We start from the raw sequence: 18,737 nt of genomic DNA, 5'->3' as shown, positions 1-18,737 counted from the left end.
TTTGAAGTCTTTAGTTAGTTTCAGACGAACCCTTGTGGGGTTGAAGCTCGGAGGTAGAGGTAGAGTTTGAAGTCTTTAGTTAGTTTCAGACGAACCCTTGTGGGGTTGAAGCTGGGACTGGGAACCGGAAGCCAACGTCAATGCAGAGCGTTTCAGACGAACCCTTGTGGGGTTGAAGCATATGCTGGCAATCCTCCTCTGTATGGTACACCCGAGTTTCAGACGAACCCTTGTGGGGTTGAAGCACTGGGTGCGGCATCGGGTTCGTCTTGCGCCAGAGTTTCAGACGAACCCTTGTGGGGTTGAAGCTCGGGAAAACGGAATGCGGCTAAGACGGAAATCAAAGTTTCAGACGAACCCTTGTGGGATTGAAGCCTTCTGTCCGCTTCCCGGCAGGTCTACCATGTCCGTTTCAGACGAACCCTTGTAGGGTTGAAGCGCTATCAACCGACTCGGAATTACTCCGCTTTCGTGTTTCAGGCGAACCCATGTGGGGTTAAAGCGATGCAAGGAGTGCCACTGCTGGCGGTTTTCAGGGTTTCAATCAGATATTGCTCGCAAGTACCACGACTAGGACCTGCCCAGTGAAAACGAAGTCTGCCAACAAGCGATGGAGGGGTGAAGCGTGGCGTCCAGTGACTCATCCCAGGCGTACATGATCTGCAGAGCGTTGGGTGCGACGTGTCGGTCTTCGATGCCGAGCGCATCGCATATGTCGACGGAGAATACGGGCCATGCATGGCTGTCGGGCGTCACGCCGGCGTCTGTTCTCACGGCCACCACTCTGTCTGGGATGTTGCTGAGGCCTGAGTGACCTCTATCGGATGCTTGCACGCACTGCCAATTTTGTGACCCCCACTGGGTGAGGGGTTTCCCGATCATGAGTACCGAACAGCAGTCCGTCGACGAACAGCCTTCAGATACCGAAGCCGACGACCAGCAAGACGTTCGTGCCCAGCATCGACAAGCGCAGGCCAGTGGTGAGGTTTTTCAGGGCCGTCCCCAGGGTGACAGGTAGATGTGTTGTCCCGACTGCCGTCGGCCACAGTCGGCGTCAGCATGTGTCGACAAACGCTACCATATCGACGGGCAGGCTTTTGACCCGATTCCGTGGGGCGAGGGCAGCCAGTATCTCACCTACGAGCGGCAAACCCTCGAAAGTGGTGAGCCAACCGCTGTGATCGACCCCGAACGGTGGCGCAACCGCTCATGTCCTGCCTGTGGCGTCGAGCAAGGCGAGCTCCACCACCGGCTGTGCGACTACGAGGAGTGCCCCGCATGCGGCGAGCAGCTGCTACTGTGTTCTTGTCTTGTCGAGATCGAGATCAACAAGACATCCAGTCTCACAGGTCGGTTCAAACGGTTGCTCGCTCGTCTCCTGTAAGCGAGACTCTCTTTTCTAGTGGATCGGCAACCGTGGATTGATGAGCTCAGGATCTGCGATTTGAACTGATTTATCCGAGATGGTTTTCTTACCGCGTGCGAAATATAGGGCTTGAGGTCAGCGTTTGGTGAAATCAAGGAACTACTCGCTAAACACTTTCACAGATTAGTAACGACCATCAAGATAACCAATGGCTTGGGACATCCTTCAAATCCAGCAGGACAACACCCTCAGTTGTAGCCAGAAGCTGGACAAGATACAGAATCTAATCCAAAATAACGGACATTCACCACATAGAGGCCTCCATTACGTATCCGATATCTTCGAGGACTGCGTCCAGCAGGAACACGCAAAATCTCTAGAAACCGCCTACCTGATCTCAGAAGAGGCTAATATACTGGCCAACTCCGATCTTGGGCGGGGACTTGACGCTATCGGTACCCACGATATCAACACAGTCAACCAGTTCACCAGACAGAAAATACAGGACCAAGACCTCAAGAAAGCACACTACCTAGCCCCTTTCATCCCACACCTCTACAGAGGACAGGAAAATGAAATGGCCAGTCAGATGCCGGACTGGTACAACACCTGCAGCTACTTTTTCTTCCGAGCCCTCAATCGGACAATCGAATGCTACCTCGAAGACCGGGCTTCCAAGGGAGACTTTGACACAGAACTACAGGTCATCCAAACTGAGCTCGAAGACATAGCAAAAAACGAAGGCCTAGATCCCACCGACGCATACCAGGGCCGACACAAACACGATCGCCTGCTCAAAATATCTCTACTACTCGACGATCTCGAATGGGACAGCAAGAACACTGCTAACTACAACAAGATCAAGCAGAACCTCTCCCACTACCCGAACCTCGAACATCTTCTCACCCACAACAAGCCAGGCATCCCTACCCTCCGAGACCACAATCAGCACCCACTAACAAACCTGCTCAGGCAAGAACAAGACCCAAATGAGAACCCGAAAACTGTACAGAAACTCACCTACTACAGTCACTGCCTCAAACCAATAGCCGCAAACGGCCAAAGCAACGACCCCTTAGGCACTCTAAGAAAGAAACTCCTGGGAAGACCAGAATACGATAGTACGATAGCCGAAATAGAAGTAATCAGCGCACTCCGCAGAGAGTTTAGAACCCCCAACGTTGACATCGAGAAACAGGCCCCCAACGGCAAACAACCAGATGTCCACATCAACACGTCTTCAAAGACTATCTGGGGCGAAATCACAATACCACGCCCACAAACCACCTACCAAGTCACACGACGATACAGTCTGGGGACGAACCCTCAAGACACCGACTATTGGCCCAAGAAATCCCATCTACAAAAGCAGATTCTCAACAAGGTAGAGAGCCAGATACAACCAGTGAAAGAGGACACTGGCGACCTCACAATGCTCGTGATCAAAAACGAAGACTCCAAAGTCGACAAGGACACATTCCAGAATTACATTTTAGGCCGCCTCGGACTTGCTATCCCCGATGATCCTGACGCCGAACCAGTAGTAGTTCGGGGGGAAACCGGCCTCGAATACGACGACATCAAGGACTATCTCGATATCTTAGTCCTGTTCGACACCCAGAACGATCTCAGTAGTCCGCCCTACATTGAGGGCCAAGTGGCCAACCTGACCGACATCGATCCAACCATCATCGACCAGCTGGTTGACGCCTTCAACGCAGACAAACTTACACCATCATAAGGTCTTGAAAGAATCCAGGGTCTGAGACTGAGTGACAATCTACTGTCACCTCCGCAGAAAAACATCCTGCAAGATACGCGCGTTATATCCATCACGCCGGTTCTGACAGATAGCAGTTCGTTCGAGTTCCATGGGTGGGGCGAACTGCCCAGCGAACTCGTCAGTCCACGGTTGACGGACTACGAGAGAGCAACCCTCGAGTCCATTGTCGGACCGGGTTCGCTGGTCGATATTTTGTGAGTTCCTGGCGGGCGAAGAACACAATGTCCGAGACTGAAGGTACCTGCCCGAACGAGGACTGTAACGCAGAAATCGCCAAGACAGAGACTGTCAACGTCGAAACAGACCCACGCGCCCGCGATCCGCGCACCGAACCTCTCGTCATCTGCCAGGAAGGCCACAAGAACATCGTGTGAGGTCGCTGACCTGCCTTTACCGGTAGAGACGACGCGCACGTCAGTCGCGCGCGGTTGGAGACAAGAGGGACACGACTGCACTGACGCTGGCAGTCGGTCCCTCTCAGCGTGGGGCAGACAGGCGGGCGAAACGGACGGATAGCTGGTAGATAACAGCGTGGGGCTGGCAGGCCGGCTGAGAGGCCGAGAGACGAGCGTGTGTCGGCGTGGGACTGACGGCCGGGCAGGAACGGATGGCTGGCTGGTGTGTTCTCTGGCCGCCGGGCAGCCGCCGCTGGGCGGCACTCTCGCTCTTTCCCGTGCCGGGGCGGGAACAGAGGCGGGACGAGACGGGACGAGACGAGACGGGTGCAGAGTGGAAGGGTCGCGTGTATGGCAGGAGATGGGTTCTGGCATTGTTATGCCTGGAGTCGAGTAGTGTGGCACTCGTGACAGTCTGGAGGGAGGCAACAGTACAGACAGTAGTAATCACGGCACTGATAGCGGCAGAACTCGTGGCACTACCTTCGGAGGCACTACTGACTGCTATGGGACTGCTGGGGCATGCTGGACTGGAACCACTCCAAACGGTATCGTGACGACGAGTTCGGTGTCGGACCAGAACACCTCGAAAGCCCCACGCCGCTGGCGGTCGCTCAGCGACATATCCTCACTCCGTTCGGATAGGGGCCGCTGACCCGACTCCAACAAGCGCCAGCGGCGTGCCCCTTTCAGTCCCACCCGACTACTGCAGCACAGCAGTAGTCGACGCACGCGTCAGAGTCGCGCGCGGTCTGGATGAGGAACCCTCGCGGCCGGCGCTCCCTCGCCGGAACGAGGACGGGCACAGGGTGCCCTGTGTTCCGGGCTGCTCACTGCGTTGCGCTGCCGGGCTTTCACCCATCCGGCACTCGCTTGGCCGCGCGGGATGCTGGCTCACCGCAACCGCACACGATGGGGCCGCCCGCCGGGGTGTCAATCCCACACCGTTCTTTATATACTAATTCTTCTCGAAAACGAAAACACAATACACCGCATAGACACCATTCAGACACCCAAATATTGCACTTGAAATAATACAATTGTTCCGTTATCTTTAAGTAATTAGCAGACATGTCATTAAGTACGGAAAGACACGACGCACGCGGCGCTCACGAAGCAGTTTCACGCCGCAGAAATCGGGTGCTGGTACACCCGACAAGTGTCTTTCCGTTGGACAGAGAAAGACAATGTACGCTACCAATTCCAGCGGTAAGAAAGCATCGGCAAGCAACCAGACGGTTACCCTTTCGGCCCACGTTGAGGGCGGGCCCGAGCAACTTCTAGAGCAGGTCGCAGCAACCGAGAACGGCGACGAACTCGATTTTCGGATGAACAAAGGGAGCGATAGCCGTGGCAACTACTACGCCCGGCAGGAGGATTACATGCGCTACGACTGGACCCGGTCGACCGAGGTGGGGCCGGACCGGCGCTTTGGCGAAACTCTGGAACAGCAAGAGGAGCGCCACGGACGCGAGGCCGAGCAAGCCCGACATTCCGAGGTCGCACGCGCTCACGTCGACGGTGCCGACCGCGAAACCTCGGCTCGCCAGCTCACCGAAGCCGAGACCGAACGTGCCGACGGCTTCCGCTCGCCGGCTGACCCCCGGCAGTGGATGGACCGCGACACGCTGGCCCGAGTCAACCAGCAGGCCGCGACGCTCGCAGACAAGACCAATATGTCACGGGCGGCGGCGAGCCGCCGGCTCGCGGCCCTTGTGTCCGGGCAGATGGGCGACTGTGATAACCTGTATGACGCCTCGTTTACCCTGTTCAGAGACGCCCGCGAGGAACTACAATCGCCCACGCCAATCGCGGATGTCTCGCCCTACGGCTACGAGTGTACCGTCGAGGGTGAAGTCACCCACATCATTGAGGAGCCAGACGCTCGGAACCAGTACCAAGTGCTGTACCTCGAAGACGACGAGGGTACGAGCGCGAAGGTCACGGTCTGGGGCAAGTCCATGCACGGCGGCGAGATGGTCCGCACGCTCCACGAAGGCGACCGGGTGCGAATCTCCGGGGGCAAGCCAGACGAGTATAACGGCATGGCGACGGTGGCAGTCACGAGTGACACGCTCATGTGCGTCATCGAGCGCGGCGACGGTCCCGCGCCCACCGGACACGCTGGCTGTGCATTTGGCACCTCCGGCGAAAGCCGAACGGCGGCGTCGTGGGAAGCAGAGTCGGACACCCATCAGTGGGCCAACGAGCGGGACACTGACCGCGCGGTCGCCGTGACGCTCGGCAAGGCCCGTTGTCCTGAGTGTTCGGACCTCTTCGACACTGAGCACGGAGCCGCCACCCATCAGGGTCTCGTCCACTCCGCAGACTAACGCCCGGTAGCGGGGGCGTCCCCCATCGAGAGGGGTACTTCCTCGGGCGGTGCGACGGTGCTCGCGCACGCGGCCTCGCCGCCGCCTCCGGCGAGCCGGGCGGCGGCGAGACAACCGCGCGCACGGACTGGAGCGCCACCGCAACGGCGCGTCAACGTGGGTCAGTCTGATGGGGGCTGTGCGAACGCTGGTGTCCTGGTGTGTGCGTGAGCGTGGGCCAGCCGGCCCGGGAGGTACTGGGCTGGATGGCAGGTGGACGTGACAGCGCGCGACGCCACTGACAGACTTGCGATGCTCGTCTGTCGGGCCCTCGTTCGCTAGCGCTCACTCGGACGACGGGGCGCTGCGCTCGGCGCGGTCGCGCGCCTCACGCCGGTCCATCGTGCCTGCAGTAGCGGGCGCGATCCCGGCCCGCCGCCGGGAACAGAGACCGGGATCGCTCTTGCTCATAGTTGGTCGACCGTCGGTCAAGAAAGAATACCAGTGGGCCAGCCAACTACTGGACGCACGATCTCAAAGAGCACCTTATCGCGATATCGTAATGGTGACCAGAACACTCTTTACTGTTTCTCTGTAAACTGTAATCAAAGCGCACTATGTCACGCACCTCAGACCAGACCGACGGCGACATCGTCCGCGACTTCCTCTCGATTGCGGATATCCTCGAAGAGCCACAGCTTGCCCAGCTATACACGTACCTCGCTCACGAAGACGAGGCGACCGTCCAGGACGTAATGCACGAACTCGACCTCGCACAAGGAACTGCCTACAGCTACGTCAACCGGATCGTCGACGCCGGCGTCGTCGAGGTCACTCACGACGAACAGCCCCGTCGATATGCAGCCCGCGAGATCAACCTGACTGTGACGACAGCCGCCGGCGACCGCGAGTACACGATCACGCCAGCGCTCATCGACGCGGTCGGCCGCCGTGAGACCAACGACGACATCGACACCTACATCGACCGCCACGGCGTCGCCGGCCTCGCAACGGCGCTCACCTACGCGGTCGCCCGCGAACGTGGGGAAGTGACCCACCGGCTGATGGCCGAAGACCTCGATATCTCGCCGCTAGCTGCGGAGATGATCCTGCAGGCGCTCCGGCCCGTCGTCCACGAGCACTACGACACCGAGGCGTCGGGCGCGTCGCTTGACGAGTTGGACATCGACGACGGCGCTGCTGACGACACGTGAGTAGCCTCCATATCGTCGACACTGGCCTGTTCGTCGCCATGGGGCAGCTGTCGAACAACCGGTACAAGGCTGTTCGTCGATTCGCCCGCCAGAACGACATCACCTTCGTCCTCCCAGAGCGGGTGTACGAGGAGTTGACAGTCGATGACTCCGACGTTGAAGCACCGCCGGTCGACGCCGCGATCGACGAGGGGTGGGCTGACGTCGCAGCGCCACTTGATTTTTCCAAGCCCATCGTCTCGCGGGCGATGGATGGCGTCCAGCGATACATCGCGAACGCCGACGACCGACCCGCGGACGAGGTTGAGCAGGCCGACGCCGCGCTTGCGGCCCTAGCTGTCCAGCATCTCAGCACGGGGACGGTAAGCGAAGTGTACATCTACACGACCGATATCGCGGCCGGCGAAGGGACCGAGACCGTACTCGCCAGTGAGGGATATGGAGACTCGGTGACGTTCGTGAACGGCTTCCGGTTCCTCGACGATTTACTCCCAGACGACAGCTAGTCGATTTTCAACGCCCTGTCAGGACATCCGAACCGTATCTTCGACATCCCGTATTCCAATTACGGTACGATTGTTCCCACGGACTCACGGATATGTCGGAGGCGTGGGCCTGCCGGCCGGGGCGCAACTGAGGCTGGGTTACTGGTGGAGCGCACCAGCGCACGACGCCACTGGCAGACTCGCTCGTTCAGTTCCGAACTACACCCTGAAAATCAACACTGAGGGAATGAAACTGTGAGGACCCCGATAAGCAATCGTTCGGATCAATCGAAGATATTTTACTCCCACTCACTGATGAACTAAACCCAAACTAGAAACCTCTACACCGCATCTACGAACGAACGGAGTACAACCAGGAATCTACATGGCATACACTCGACGGAAGGTCTTGACGCTGATCGCTGGCGGTGTGGCTGGGAGCGCCGGCTGTTACGCTTCCTTCCAAGGCCGCAATCAAGGCGTTGAGACCGAGCGTGTGCCTGAGCCACAGCGGCTTCGGTGGCGATACCGGGCTGATGGTCGCGTCGGTACAGCTGTGCGCAGTAGGTATGGCCACCTCTACGCTGGGAGTGCCGACAACCACCTCTATGCATTGGCGCCGGCTGATTGATCACTTAACTGGAAGTTCGCAACCAATGGTGAAATCTGGTCGAGCCCAGAAGTAGCTGCCAATACAATATATTTTGGCAGCCGAGATACCAACATTTACGCGGTCACACCAGACGGAACAGAGCGCTGGCACTTCGAAACAGACGACCAGATCACCAGTAATCCAACTGTTAAGAACGGTACACTGTATGTGGGCAGTCTCGATGGCCATCTCTACGCTATTGATCCCGACACCGGAGAGAAACAGTGGTCGTACATGACTCAGAACAGTGTCGGGGCTGGGCCTGTTGTACATGACGGTACTGTCTACATAGGGAGTTCGGATGGCTCATTTTACGCACTTGATGCCACGACTGGTGAGTCTCTGTGGGACTTCCCGACTGAGGATCAGATCTGGGCAGGCGCTCCTGTTGATGGAGAACGCGTCTTTGTCGGGTCAGGTGACGGTAAACTGTACGCGCTGAACCGTCACGACGGTAGTTTGCTCTGGTCACTGGAAACTGATCTTGATATTAATTCTACTCCGATTGTCTGGAACGAGACAGTCTATTTCGGTAATGATCTGGGAGTCTTTTATGCTGTGAATACAGCCACGGGCGAGGTCCGCTGGCAGACCGAGAAGACAGAAGGGCCACTCAACAGCCTTCCAAGAGTTGCCGATGGCGTGGTCTACGTCGGCGACCGTCACGGCTACGTGCGGGCTTTTGACGCCGAGACGGGAGAACAGCACTGGGCAGTTAAAACTGGCAACGCTATCTTCTCTAAACCGTACATCACTGACGACACCGTCTATTTCGGCAGCAACGATGGGTACGTGTACGCCATTGAGCGCTGAAGGCCAGCCTTGATTTTTGATTTGCTCTCCGGAAATGCTGACAGCGCGCGACGCCACCGACAGACTCGCGATGCTCGTCTGTCGTGTCCTCGTTCGCTTGCGCTCACTCGGACGACGGGGCGCTGCGCTCGGCGCGGTCGCGCGTCTCGCTTCGGTCCATCGTGCCTGCGGTAGCGGGCGCGATCCCGGCCGGGAACTGTCTGGGTCCCGGCTGAATACCGCTCTAAATTACGATAGCTGAATGCGACGAAAGTAACGTGAGTTTGAGCTGTTAGGATTCAGATACAAAGCTCCGGACAAGGTGGTGTGGTCCTCAGTCAGTGAGTGATGACTTATGCGCCACGAGGGCTCGAAGTGAGCGCGACTCAAACGTGGGTCTGCCAGCTCTGGCTCAGTTCGGATGGGACCGTGATCGGCGTGGCGCTGGACGTCGGTGAGTCGATGGCGGCTTCAAGCATTGGAATTGCATGACTCTCGTGTGGGGTTGGCCCATCGCGTGTAGTTCCAATTGGACTCCGGTAGGTGAAGGGAGACATATCCGTGTCCCAATATGTTCTGTCGCAGGTGGCCTGAGCGGATTTCAACCCCGGTTTGTGTCGGGCTGGTCGCCCCCTTCGCCCTATGTTAGATCGCCTATGTATTTCTCGCAAAAATCACTCTCAGACCGCCCCGCAGAGCACGGCAAGGTAAAGGACCGATTATTTTGTGAATCACACCCACCACGTGTTGCGATTTTCTGTGAATTAGTTACTGACCTAACAGATTCAGATAGCGAGAAAACCGACGCTGTCTTGCGATTTTGGTGTGAATTAGTCAATTGAAGATACTTTACTGGGAATCTGACACTGCCTCTATTGAGGTACTATGACCAGAGGTGCTTAGCTGTGAAGCAACAAAGAAAGATCGAGAGGTGAGACGTAGAAGTGTAGGTTTGCTTATATTCTATTGCTACCCTCAGCGGGGAAGCAGTCACATGAACCCAGCCGGATCGTGCCCCCTTTCTTCTGACTCTGTTTTGTCTTGATCTTCAGTCTCAGCAGCGTCTGATTCCGAGGGCGATTCACTGTCTATTTGTTCAGCTGACTCTGCCCCATCATCGCTGAGGTTCGGTGACTCATCGGGGGAGAAGTCACCAACATTGTCGGTCGGATTCTGGTCTTGATCAGTACCGTCGGACTCGTCTTGTGAATCTGACAGGTCTAGGTGGTCTGCATCCGGAGACGTGACAGCAGTGTTTGCTGTTGTCTGGTCGAGTGGGTCGCTCGAATCGTCATCGGCCAACCCATCTGTCACGTCCAGAGTCGGCTCGACGTCAGGGTCACGATCCGGCTCACTATCCTTCGAGTCGGCGTCTTCAATCTCACCGTCTGACTCACGAACCAATTCCCCGAGTTGTGATTGAGCGAGCGAGAGCCAGCTATCATGCTCTTCCAGTTCGGTGTCGTCCTCGGAAGGTTCCGGTTCCGAACTGCCCGGCGACTCCGCACCCTGTTCCGGAAGACTATCGCGAACGTCCGCCAGTTCATACGACTGGCCGTGGACCCATGTCGTTCGAGAGACGGCGACACACTCTCCGGGCTGGAAGTCGCGGAGCAAGCCGGAGGTGATCGGCGTCTTGTCCTTCTCTTTGTACGTGTCCCGAGCCTGCGTTCGTGGGTTCTCGCCGCGCCCCTGGTGGCTCATCGACACCATCTCCGAGCGGTCGTACTGCCGGCTCTCGCCGAGTTCGTCGAGGATGAAGTCCGTCGACTGAGTGTCACCCGGACCGAAGTAGACTCCCTGTGGGCAGTTGCCCACAATTCCAGAGATCGTACTGTACGTGTCCTTGAGCTGGCCGATGGTTTGGACGCCGACCAGTGCGCGAGCCTTGTGTTTCCGTCCCCGTGCTGTGAGGTTCGTTACCTGCGTGAGCGACGGCAGCGCGTCAATCTCGTCGAGGATGTGGACCGTCGGATTCGAGGCGTTCATCGCATAGCGGATCGACCAGTCCGCGAGCAGTTGATACATCGGCCCGAGCGTTTCCAGTTCCGTTGGATTCGAGTCGATAATGAGGACTCGGCCTTCCGGGTTCTCGATGTACTCTTGCAGCGAGAACTCCCCGTAGTCTCCGAAGTCGCCAGTGAAGACTGGGTCGACGTTCTCCTTGATCGTCTGGTAAACGTTCTGTGCGCCTTTCCCCTTGTCAGGGTCGATGTGACCCGATTCCAGCCGGTCAAACTCGTCGAGGGCTTCCTTCAGCGCGATGTGGCCCTCGTTGAGCAAGGAGACGATATCGGCATGACAGAGCGCATGGCGGCGGTTGTTCTTTTTCGCGCTGAGATGCAGGTACATCAGCATCTCTGCGAAGGTCTGTTTGGCGGGCCGGTGGAACGGGTCATGGCCGTCGGCCTCGCCGAAGATTGCGCCGGCGACCTCACGGAAGTCCGCCTCCGAATCGGCGTCCTTGAACAGATTCCAGACCACATCGCTATCCTCGTGGCGGATACGCTGAACCTCAAAGCCCAATTCCTCGTAGAACTCCTGAAAGTCCTCCCCGGTATCGTGGGCGATGACCGCAGTATCACTGTAGTACGGGAATTGGTAAGCCAGCAGCTTCATCATCGACGTCTTCCCGCTTCCAGTCTCGCCCACGACGGCTGTTGAGACATCTTGATCGAGCGTGAACGGCATCTCAGCCTCATTGTGTTCGTGAGATACCTCTTCCAGCGGGACAACGGACTCCCCTTCGTCGTGATCCCATCGGTTCATCGCGAGCATTTCTGGCGAGGTTCGGCGGAGCAGTTCCCCGGAGAACACGATACCGATTGAAATAGCATACAGAATCACCGTCGTCGAGTACGAGACCATCGGCAGCGACAGTCCTGGCACGGTGAAGTCAGCGAACAGTGTCCCGACCGAAATCGCAGCCAGAACATGCGCGAACGGGAATAGCAGTGCGACGCTGGGTGACTGGACAAGCACGTCATAAAAGAACGCCGCGCTAATCAGTCCAAAGCCGAGGTAGATGTAGCGCCACGCCCAGAACCGCTTCGGGAGGATCTTGTCACTATCGACGATCATCGGCGGGAACAACAGCATAAATCCGGCCCAGACGAACCCAACGACGTTGTCGTACTTGAGGCTATTCGGGACTTCGCCGGAGCGTTGTCCTGGTGGTGCAGAGGAACTCGAACTCACTGCCACCACCCGGGCTCACGTTCGGGGGCGGCTTCGGGTTCGCGTTCAGGTTCCGGTTGTTCTTCAGGCCTCTCCCCAGCACGCTCTGAGAGTGGCTCAGTTTGCCGCTCATCGCGCGCTTTCTCAGCCGTGGGTTGTCCGGCTTCTTTCTGCTGACTCTTCTCAGTCGCCCGCTTGAGCGCTTTTTGGGCTTCGGGGTTCAGCGACAGTTCTGCTTCGTGGTACTGCTCCCGGGCCTCTTGATCCACGACCCGGCCAATACTCTCCGGGGAGTCACGAGCGGCGGCCGTTGGGTCTCGCGTTCGAGCAGGTTCTTCAAACGCGGTTTCCGCCCGTTCACTCATTTCCCGGATATCCTCTAAATCCATTTCCAGCTCTGTCGGCTCCCCAGTAGCTGCGATGTGTGCGTGCGGGAACTCCGTATTCTGGTGGACACCGTACACGTAGTCGGTTGTCGGCTTGCGAGCAAACTCTTGATTCATTACCTCCCGAGTGTTAGTTTGAACCTCTTCTGGGGAGTATTGCCCAGTGGGATCTGGTGAAACGATCAGATGCCGCTGGAATCCGAACTCTCGACTCTTGTCGACAAATTGGTCCACCTCTGGGTCCGACAGTTCTCGTCCGGCTGGGTTCCGGAGATTGACTGTCGCACCCGCATCCTGTTCTCGATCACGCCGAATGTAGTCAACAAGGTTCCCTGCTCCGCTCTGCTGATAGTCCGTTTCTACAATCATGCACCGTCACCCCCCAGATTAGTCGGCACCGAAGACTCATCCTCCTGCTCTCCTGAGTCGGTGTCACTTCCGGTTGGTGTCTCTGTAGCTGGCGCTTGTCCAATGCGCTCAGTCGCAAATTTCATCGCTAATCTGAGGTGTGCATCATCGTACTCTTCTTGCAGCAGTTTCCAGATTGCGATGGTATATGCTGTCCGGACCTTCTGGATAGTCTTTAGTTCCTCTAACGTCTCAGATTTGAACTCGTCTATCTCATCCATGATGTCACTCCGGATATTCTCCATGACGAGTTCGAGTTGAGTATCAGTCCCATACCGTTCAAACTGGGTTTCACCAGTTTCGCGGTCAATATACTCTTCAACAAGACCGTGGCCGATATCTGAGACTGTCTTCCCCTCTATTTCAGCCCGCTCTTTGATCCATTCCTTGTTTTCACTCGTCGTGTATATTTGAATAACTTCATCTCTTTCTGTCATTCACCATCACCTCCGCCAATTTTCGCTACTTGCTCCTGCAGTTTCTCTGGTGCTTCCTCCATTGCAGCAGCCCGAGTATCAGCATCATATTCACTCGAAATCAACTCCCACAGTGCGACAATGTGAGACAATTCTTGATCTGTATCGACATCCGTTGCAGCACTCACCTCTGCTGTGACGCTATCAGCAAGCTCTTGCAGTTCTTGCTCAACCCCCAACTCGTTAGCACGTTGTTCCTGCAATTCACGAGAAATCCGCTGTTCTGCTGCCTTGAGCAAGAACTGAGTTACCGTTTCGTCGTTTTTTTCAGCCTGCGTTACGATCTGTTTCTTCTTCTCTGCGCTCATCGAGAATGTGATACTTTCACTCATATGAATCACTCCGTATTGTCAAACTCCGAGTTCTCTTGCGTCTCGATACCACCATCGGCGACAATTGCATCTGGCTGCGCCTGGTCAAGCGCCACAGACACCACGTCCACCAACTCGTCTTCGCTAAGGTCATTGAGGACGTGTTCAGCCTTCTCAGGTGACAGTCCGTGATTCGTTAGCTCTTGCTCGACTGCCTTCGAGCGCACGAACTCGCCGAATTCCTCGATATGCGGATCAACCTCGTGAGCAACAACATCCAGCGCATCTTCCGCATCAGCGTCGAGGTCGATGATCTGCTTCTCTTCCCACGACGTCTTGATCGTCAGCGGGTAATCGCCGTGTTCGTCGACGCGGACCAACGCCTGCGAATAGCCCTGTCCGTCGCCCAGTGACTCTTTCCCGGCTTCCGCGTGCTGGATGTAGGACTGCTGTTCGCTCGTTAGTCCAGCACTTTTCGCCGTCTCATCACCTAACTCTGGCTCGCGGTGATGCACCTTGATCGGACACATCCCCGCAATTTCCTCAGCAGCGCCCTTGTCCTCGAACTCTGAGAGGGTCTGGGACAGCATCACCAGCCGCAGTCCGGCGTGGCGCTGATGGCGGGCAATCTGATTCAGCGACTCCAAGTTCGCGTCGTCGTTGAACAGATAGTGGGCCTCGTCGATGATGATTTCCACCTTCTGTTCCATGTTCTTCGCCTGCTGGTACAGCGTCGACAGCAGCAACTGCATGATGAATGACTGCTTGCCGAGGCCGCTACCCGAGCCTTCGACCTGCTGGAGATCCAGATAGACAGCCTTGCTACTGTCGTCGATCAGCCGCAAGTCAGACTCTTTCGACAGGTTGCCGAACGTACTCCCCGGCCGGAACGGATGCAGCGCAATCGAGAGTTCGTTTGCGTACTGCTGGATTTTCTCCTGAGAGGACTCCGTTGTCGCTCCCGGGAACATTCCCGGGTCTTCTTGGAGGCGGTCAACGACCTCCAAGAAGTCACTCAGGTCCGGCGAGTTCTCCGGCGTGTGCGTCGACGGGTCCGCTGGGTCGATATCGGACTCCGCGAATATCTTGTCGATCAACCCGCTATGCATCTCCAGGTCGACATCCCGCGACTGGAGGAAGTTCTCGATGACCCCATACACCTCGTCTTTTTTCGCTGAGACGGGCTGCATGTCTGGGGACTGTTCGAGCACATGCTCCGGCGTCGGATGCATCTCGCACGGATTCAGCGGCGTCTCGCCGCTGATTGTGATCGTCTTTGCATCCAGCATCTTCGCGCTGCCGTGCATATCCCCGACTGGGTCGATGTAGATCTGCTTGACATCCGACCGCTTTTTTAACATCCGCATCGCCCGAGCCTGCGTGCCATGGGTTTTCCCACCGCCGGGCATTCCGGTCACTAGCTCTGAATGGCCGGTTTCCAGTTCCCACGGGTCGATCAGCAGCGAGGAGTCGTTGTGGCCGTGCAGTCCGTACTCGATTCCGTCGTCCATCCGCAGGTAGTTCGACGAAAACGGGAACAGCGACCCGAGCGCTTCCCCAGTCATCGAGGAGAGCCGGTTCTGCCCGAGTTCGTTGGCTCCGATCGGCGAGACTGTCACCAGTCCTGCTTCCTGCCGGCGGGTCGTTCGCTTGACCCCACAGTTCGACGGCGAGTCCCGCAGCAGCGTTTCGAGGCGATTCGTTTGCTTTCGGAGTTCCTCTTCGGTCTCGGCAGTCAACCGGATGAACGCGCCGACACGGAACAGCGACGTGTGGTTGCGCCGGACCATCTGCCGGATGTACTTCGCCTGATTGACCTCCTGCTCGATATCTTCGGCCTCAAGTTCTCCCTTGTCGTTTTGCAGCATCTTCAGCGACGAGATCCACTCTTTCATCACCGACACTGCTGCATCCGAGTCGTAGGGATCAACGTAAATTGAGACATCCACCGCAAGGTCCGTATCCAGCAGCAATTGCTCCAGCATCCCACTCGTCGGATGCTCCGGATACGTCTCGATCCAGAAGCAACGGGTAAACGTCTCTTGGTCGATGAGAACGTGGTCGGCTTCCCACTCGATATCTGTTGGTGCGACCAGCGACCGGTGGTTTTCACCGGGCCGGTGTAGCTGGGACACGAAGTCCGTCTCATCGACCTCGTAGTCGGTCCCGCCAACATCGTCAGTGTCCATGCCCTCCGCAGCGTCGTGGGCTGCAGCACCCTCGCCGTGCTTGATGAGTTCCCGTGCCGAATACGTGACCGGGGAAACCGAGGCCGCCTCTTCGTACTCGCGTTCCGACCGGGTTTCACAGGCCCAGTAGTCCTCAGTCAGATGTGCCAGCTCGTACGGGCTGACCGACCGGCTTCGGCACCGGAACATATTGTTGACTGCTCTGTCGACGGTTTCGAGCCGGTCGTGCAGTTTCTTGGCCTTGAATTCCTCTCGCTCGGCATCGGTGAGTGTGTCACTGTCGAACCGGCCGAACAGTCGGCCAATGACCGGAATCTCAGCCAGATAATCCGTGACAGAGTCACCTTCCACTTGGAGGTCGTGGATATCATCGTCGGTCACCCAGACGATGATGTAGTACTTGCGCTGGATCTCGGTTTCAGTCTCGACACTGCCGCTATCGTCGGTGTAGCGGTTGACGAACTCTGTCAACACCCCGCGGAAGATTGAGTGGCGCTTCGCGTCAGGATCTTCGAGTCGGTCGATGTGTGCCTGGATGTGGGATTCGTTGTCGACCTCTGCCGTCGTGACGTGGAGTTTTGCTCGCCCGGTCAGCGACTCTGACAGGCGCGTGAGTGACTTGACGGCTTTGCGCCACTTCTCATCATCCTGCAGGGCCATATTCGCGGGCTCGACCTCGACTGCCCCGAGGTATGCTCCGTCGACGCGTTCAACGCCGTGGGGCATGATCCGCTCAAGTCGCGTAACCTGACGGGTGTCCTGATTGCCCTGCCCGTGAGTGTACTGGCGCTTTTTGACGAGCCAGAACAGTTTGACTCGTAACCACTCAGTCAGTCGGTAGTGGTCCGGACGGACTTTATGCAGGATGTACAGGAAGACCTCAACGACCGCGGCGAGAGCCAGTGCTGGGAAGAACAGCGCTGCTGGCACGAATGGCATCCCCATTGCGACGAGGAAGCCAAACGGTGGGATGAGGAACAGAATGAGTTCCCCCAGCGTGTAGTCCCCCCAGAAGTTGGTTGTATCTCCGAGAGATTCGTGAATGATGTTCGTGTTGTATTCGTCTTGTGAGTCAGCCATTAGTCGTCATCCTCCCAGTGGGGCAGGCCGTCGCGGTACACATCCGGCCCTAATACATCGTCATCAGTCGCAAACACGTCCTGCAGCGAGTCATACGACTCAGATCCATCGGACCCACTGTCGGTGTCGGTCCCGGTTGCAGCACTGTCCTCGTCGGAGAATGGCGGGTCCGAGCCAGACTCGTAGACTCTGGTGTCACCGGAGTTGACCTGTGTCTGGCGCTCGATCTTGGTCTGAGGCTCCAGTTCTGTTTGCCGCTCAACCTCTGTCTGGCGTTCCTCTATCGGGTCAGCATCGCTATCGGAGTCTCCAGATGGAGCACTCCCGTTGCTGGAATTGGTGAACCGGCTGTCAAGGGAACTGCCGGCAGACGCGCCATTGGACCCGCCGCCCCCACTGACGGGGGAAGTGGAGCCACCTGAACCGCCTGAACCACCGGACCCGCTGCTACCACTGCCACCAGAGGGCGGGGCGGAACCGCCTGCGCCGCCACTGCTTCCGCCACCACCGGAGCCGTTGGTCCCGCTTCCACCGCTACCAGCGCTCCCGGAGCCACTGCTACTGGAACCGCTCTTCATGCCGGCTGGGTTGGCCGCCATCTGACGGTGGACCATTTGGGCACCCGTGGCAGCGCTTCCAACGCGTCCCTTTGCGGCACCTGAAGCTGCTCGAATCGTGCCCCCGGTCGCCATCGCTGCGCCGGGTCCACCGACCGCTCCAGCGCCAGCTGTCGCCGCTGCACCAGTGGCCGCCGCACCCACCTTGAGTGGCTTTTTGCCGCCGCCGAGTGCCTGTTCGCTGATTTGAACTGCAACGCGGCTACTACGCTGGATGAGGACTTTCTGGGACTTCGCCGCCAGGTACAGCGTCACGAGGCTGATGAACAGCGATAACTTAGAGGGCAGTCCCCAGTTTGTCGCTTCAAAGCTCATGCGTATCAGGATTGCAGGCGGGATGCCCGCAGCGAGGACTCCGGGATACGCGCCGGCGATCTGCTTCGCCAGTCCCGAGAAGCGGTTCAGCGGCCAGACTTCGACTGCCCAGAATGTCGCGACCAGCGGCATCGAGAGGGTCATCAGGAAGACCAGCAGCCACCGGGTGATGAAGATGAACGCCGCCTTCAGGTAGACGTACAGTCCGACGATCATCAGAACGACAAATACCCCAAGGCTGAGTTCCGCAATTTCCTGGACTGAGCCGATTAGTGCGGCGATCTCTTCCTCGGACTGACCGGTCTGGTAGATCACCTTGCCGATAGCGTCGAAGAATTGCGTCCCCAGTGAGGCCACTGGGAGCCAGAAGAACAGCGAAAGAAATGCCACTCCGAGGCGACGTAGGAGTTTCTTCCGGATAACAGGGTTCATCGACCCGTACCTGAGCCCGATCATCGCTAGAACAGAAAACTGGATACCGAGCGCTAGCCCAACGATTGCATCGAAGTAGATGCCTGAGATTAACGCGTCCCACGGGGCATTGCTCGCAGACTCAAATGCAATGTCGACAGGGGCTGCTGAATTCGGCCCTTCAGGAGCAGGCGTCCGCACCATCGGATCAATAATGGCTCGGAAAAACCCGTCAAGATAATTGATTATCTGCGTTTTAAGTTGAACAAGGAAGCCACTGATACCCGATGTGATTGCCGACGAGAGTTCTCTAATCGCCCTCTCGACGATTTCCTTAACGATTTCTTCACCAATTTCCGACTGCATTG

Annotated in this window: 15 protein-coding genes and 1 CRISPR repeat array; of the genes, 8 read left to right on the top strand and 7 right to left on the bottom strand. The window is 57.4% G+C overall.

Annotation, left to right across the window (positions count from 1 at the left end; translation table 11 throughout):
- Positions 1-17: 17 nt before the first annotated feature.
- Positions 18-503: direct repeats of the CRISPR family, unit length 30 nt; unit sequence GTTTCAGACGAACCCTTGTGGGGTTGAAGC.
- A 377-nt stretch (positions 504-880) separates the two neighbouring features.
- From C443_RS21585 to C443_RS03535, 5 genes are all read left to right on the top strand, one after another.
- The gene (locus C443_RS21585) at positions 881-1,018 is read left to right on the top strand and encodes a hypothetical protein (RefSeq protein ID WP_005533912.1); all 138 of its coding nucleotides are present in this window, start codon (positions 881-883) and stop codon (positions 1,016-1,018) included.
- On the top strand, positions 1,019-1,384 hold the full coding sequence (locus C443_RS03545) for a hypothetical protein (RefSeq protein WP_005533910.1): 366 nt from the start codon (positions 1,019-1,021) through the stop codon (positions 1,382-1,384).
- Positions 1,385-1,574: 190 nt separating this feature from the next.
- Complete coding sequence (locus C443_RS03540; protein ID WP_005533908.1) at positions 1,575-3,107, top strand: hypothetical protein; 1,533 nt, start codon at positions 1,575-1,577, stop codon at positions 3,105-3,107.
- Positions 3,108-3,370: 263 nt separating this feature from the next.
- Positions 3,371-3,523 carry a hypothetical protein gene (locus tag C443_RS21420; protein WP_160163342.1) on the top strand — a complete coding sequence of 51 codons (153 nt, stop codon included), beginning with the start codon at positions 3,371-3,373 and terminating at the stop codon, positions 3,521-3,523.
- 1,208 nt (positions 3,524-4,731) lie between these two features.
- A complete protein-coding gene (locus C443_RS03535; protein ID WP_005533906.1) occupies positions 4,732-5,877 on the top strand; it encodes an SOSS complex subunit B family protein in 1,146 nt (381 codons plus the stop codon).
- 324 nt (positions 5,878-6,201) lie between these two features.
- Here C443_RS03535 and C443_RS22080 read toward each other — a convergent pair whose 3' ends face one another.
- Complete coding sequence (locus C443_RS22080) at positions 6,202-6,327, bottom strand: hypothetical protein (RefSeq protein ID WP_311241367.1); 126 nt, start codon at positions 6,325-6,327, stop codon at positions 6,202-6,204.
- A 146-nt stretch (positions 6,328-6,473) separates the two neighbouring features.
- Here C443_RS22080 and C443_RS03530 point away from each other — a divergent pair, with 146 nt between their 5' ends.
- From C443_RS03530 to C443_RS03520, 3 genes are all read left to right on the top strand, one after another.
- Entirely contained in the window at positions 6,474-7,070 is a 597-nt protein-coding gene (locus tag C443_RS03530) for a DUF7437 domain-containing protein (RefSeq protein WP_005533904.1), read from the top strand.
- The gene (locus C443_RS03525; RefSeq protein WP_005533902.1) at positions 7,067-7,576 is read left to right on the top strand and encodes a hypothetical protein; all 510 of its coding nucleotides are present in this window, start codon (positions 7,067-7,069) and stop codon (positions 7,574-7,576) included. Before C443_RS03530 ends, C443_RS03525 begins: the two co-directional genes overlap by 4 nt.
- 643 nt (positions 7,577-8,219) lie before the next feature.
- Complete coding sequence (locus tag C443_RS03520; RefSeq protein WP_080505448.1) at positions 8,220-9,020, top strand: outer membrane protein assembly factor BamB family protein; 801 nt, start codon at positions 8,220-8,222, stop codon at positions 9,018-9,020.
- Between the two features lie 969 nt (positions 9,021-9,989).
- Here the strand turns inward: C443_RS03520 and C443_RS03515 are convergent.
- The 6 genes from C443_RS03515 to C443_RS03490 are packed head-to-tail and all read right to left on the bottom strand — an operon-like array spanning position 9,990 to position 18,735.
- Positions 9,990-12,197, bottom strand: coding sequence for a type IV secretory system conjugative DNA transfer family protein (locus C443_RS03515; protein ID WP_005533897.1), 2,208 nt, complete (start codon positions 12,195-12,197; stop codon positions 9,990-9,992).
- The gene (locus C443_RS03510) at positions 12,194-12,931 is read right to left on the bottom strand and encodes a relaxase/mobilization nuclease domain-containing protein (RefSeq protein ID WP_005533896.1); all 738 of its coding nucleotides are present in this window, start codon (positions 12,929-12,931) and stop codon (positions 12,194-12,196) included. The genes C443_RS03515 and C443_RS03510 overlap by 4 nt, the downstream gene beginning before the upstream one ends.
- Entirely contained in the window at positions 12,928-13,407 is a 480-nt protein-coding gene (locus C443_RS03505) for a hypothetical protein (protein ID WP_005533895.1), read from the bottom strand. Before C443_RS03505 ends, C443_RS03510 begins: the two co-directional genes overlap by 4 nt.
- The gene (locus C443_RS03500; RefSeq protein ID WP_005533894.1) at positions 13,404-13,778 is read right to left on the bottom strand and encodes a hypothetical protein; all 375 of its coding nucleotides are present in this window, start codon (positions 13,776-13,778) and stop codon (positions 13,404-13,406) included. The genes C443_RS03505 and C443_RS03500 overlap by 4 nt, the downstream gene beginning before the upstream one ends.
- 5 nt (positions 13,779-13,783) lie before the next feature.
- Positions 13,784-17,026 (bottom strand): VirB4 family type IV secretion system protein, encoded by a 3,243-nt coding sequence (locus tag C443_RS03495; protein WP_005533893.1) that lies wholly within the window; start codon positions 17,024-17,026, stop codon positions 13,784-13,786.
- A complete protein-coding gene (locus C443_RS03490; RefSeq protein ID WP_005533892.1) occupies positions 17,026-18,735 on the bottom strand; it encodes a hypothetical protein in 1,710 nt (569 codons plus the stop codon). The genes C443_RS03495 and C443_RS03490 overlap by 1 nt, the downstream gene beginning before the upstream one ends.
- Positions 18,736-18,737 lie beyond the last annotated feature (2 nt).

Origin of the sequence: Haloarcula argentinensis DSM 12282 (genome assembly GCA_000336895.1) — an archaeon.
GTDB lineage: Archaea > Halobacteriota > Halobacteria > Halobacteriales > Haloarculaceae > Haloarcula > Haloarcula argentinensis.
The sequence above is the reverse complement of the archived record's forward strand: the minus strand, read 5'-3'. Positions and strand labels throughout refer to the sequence as shown.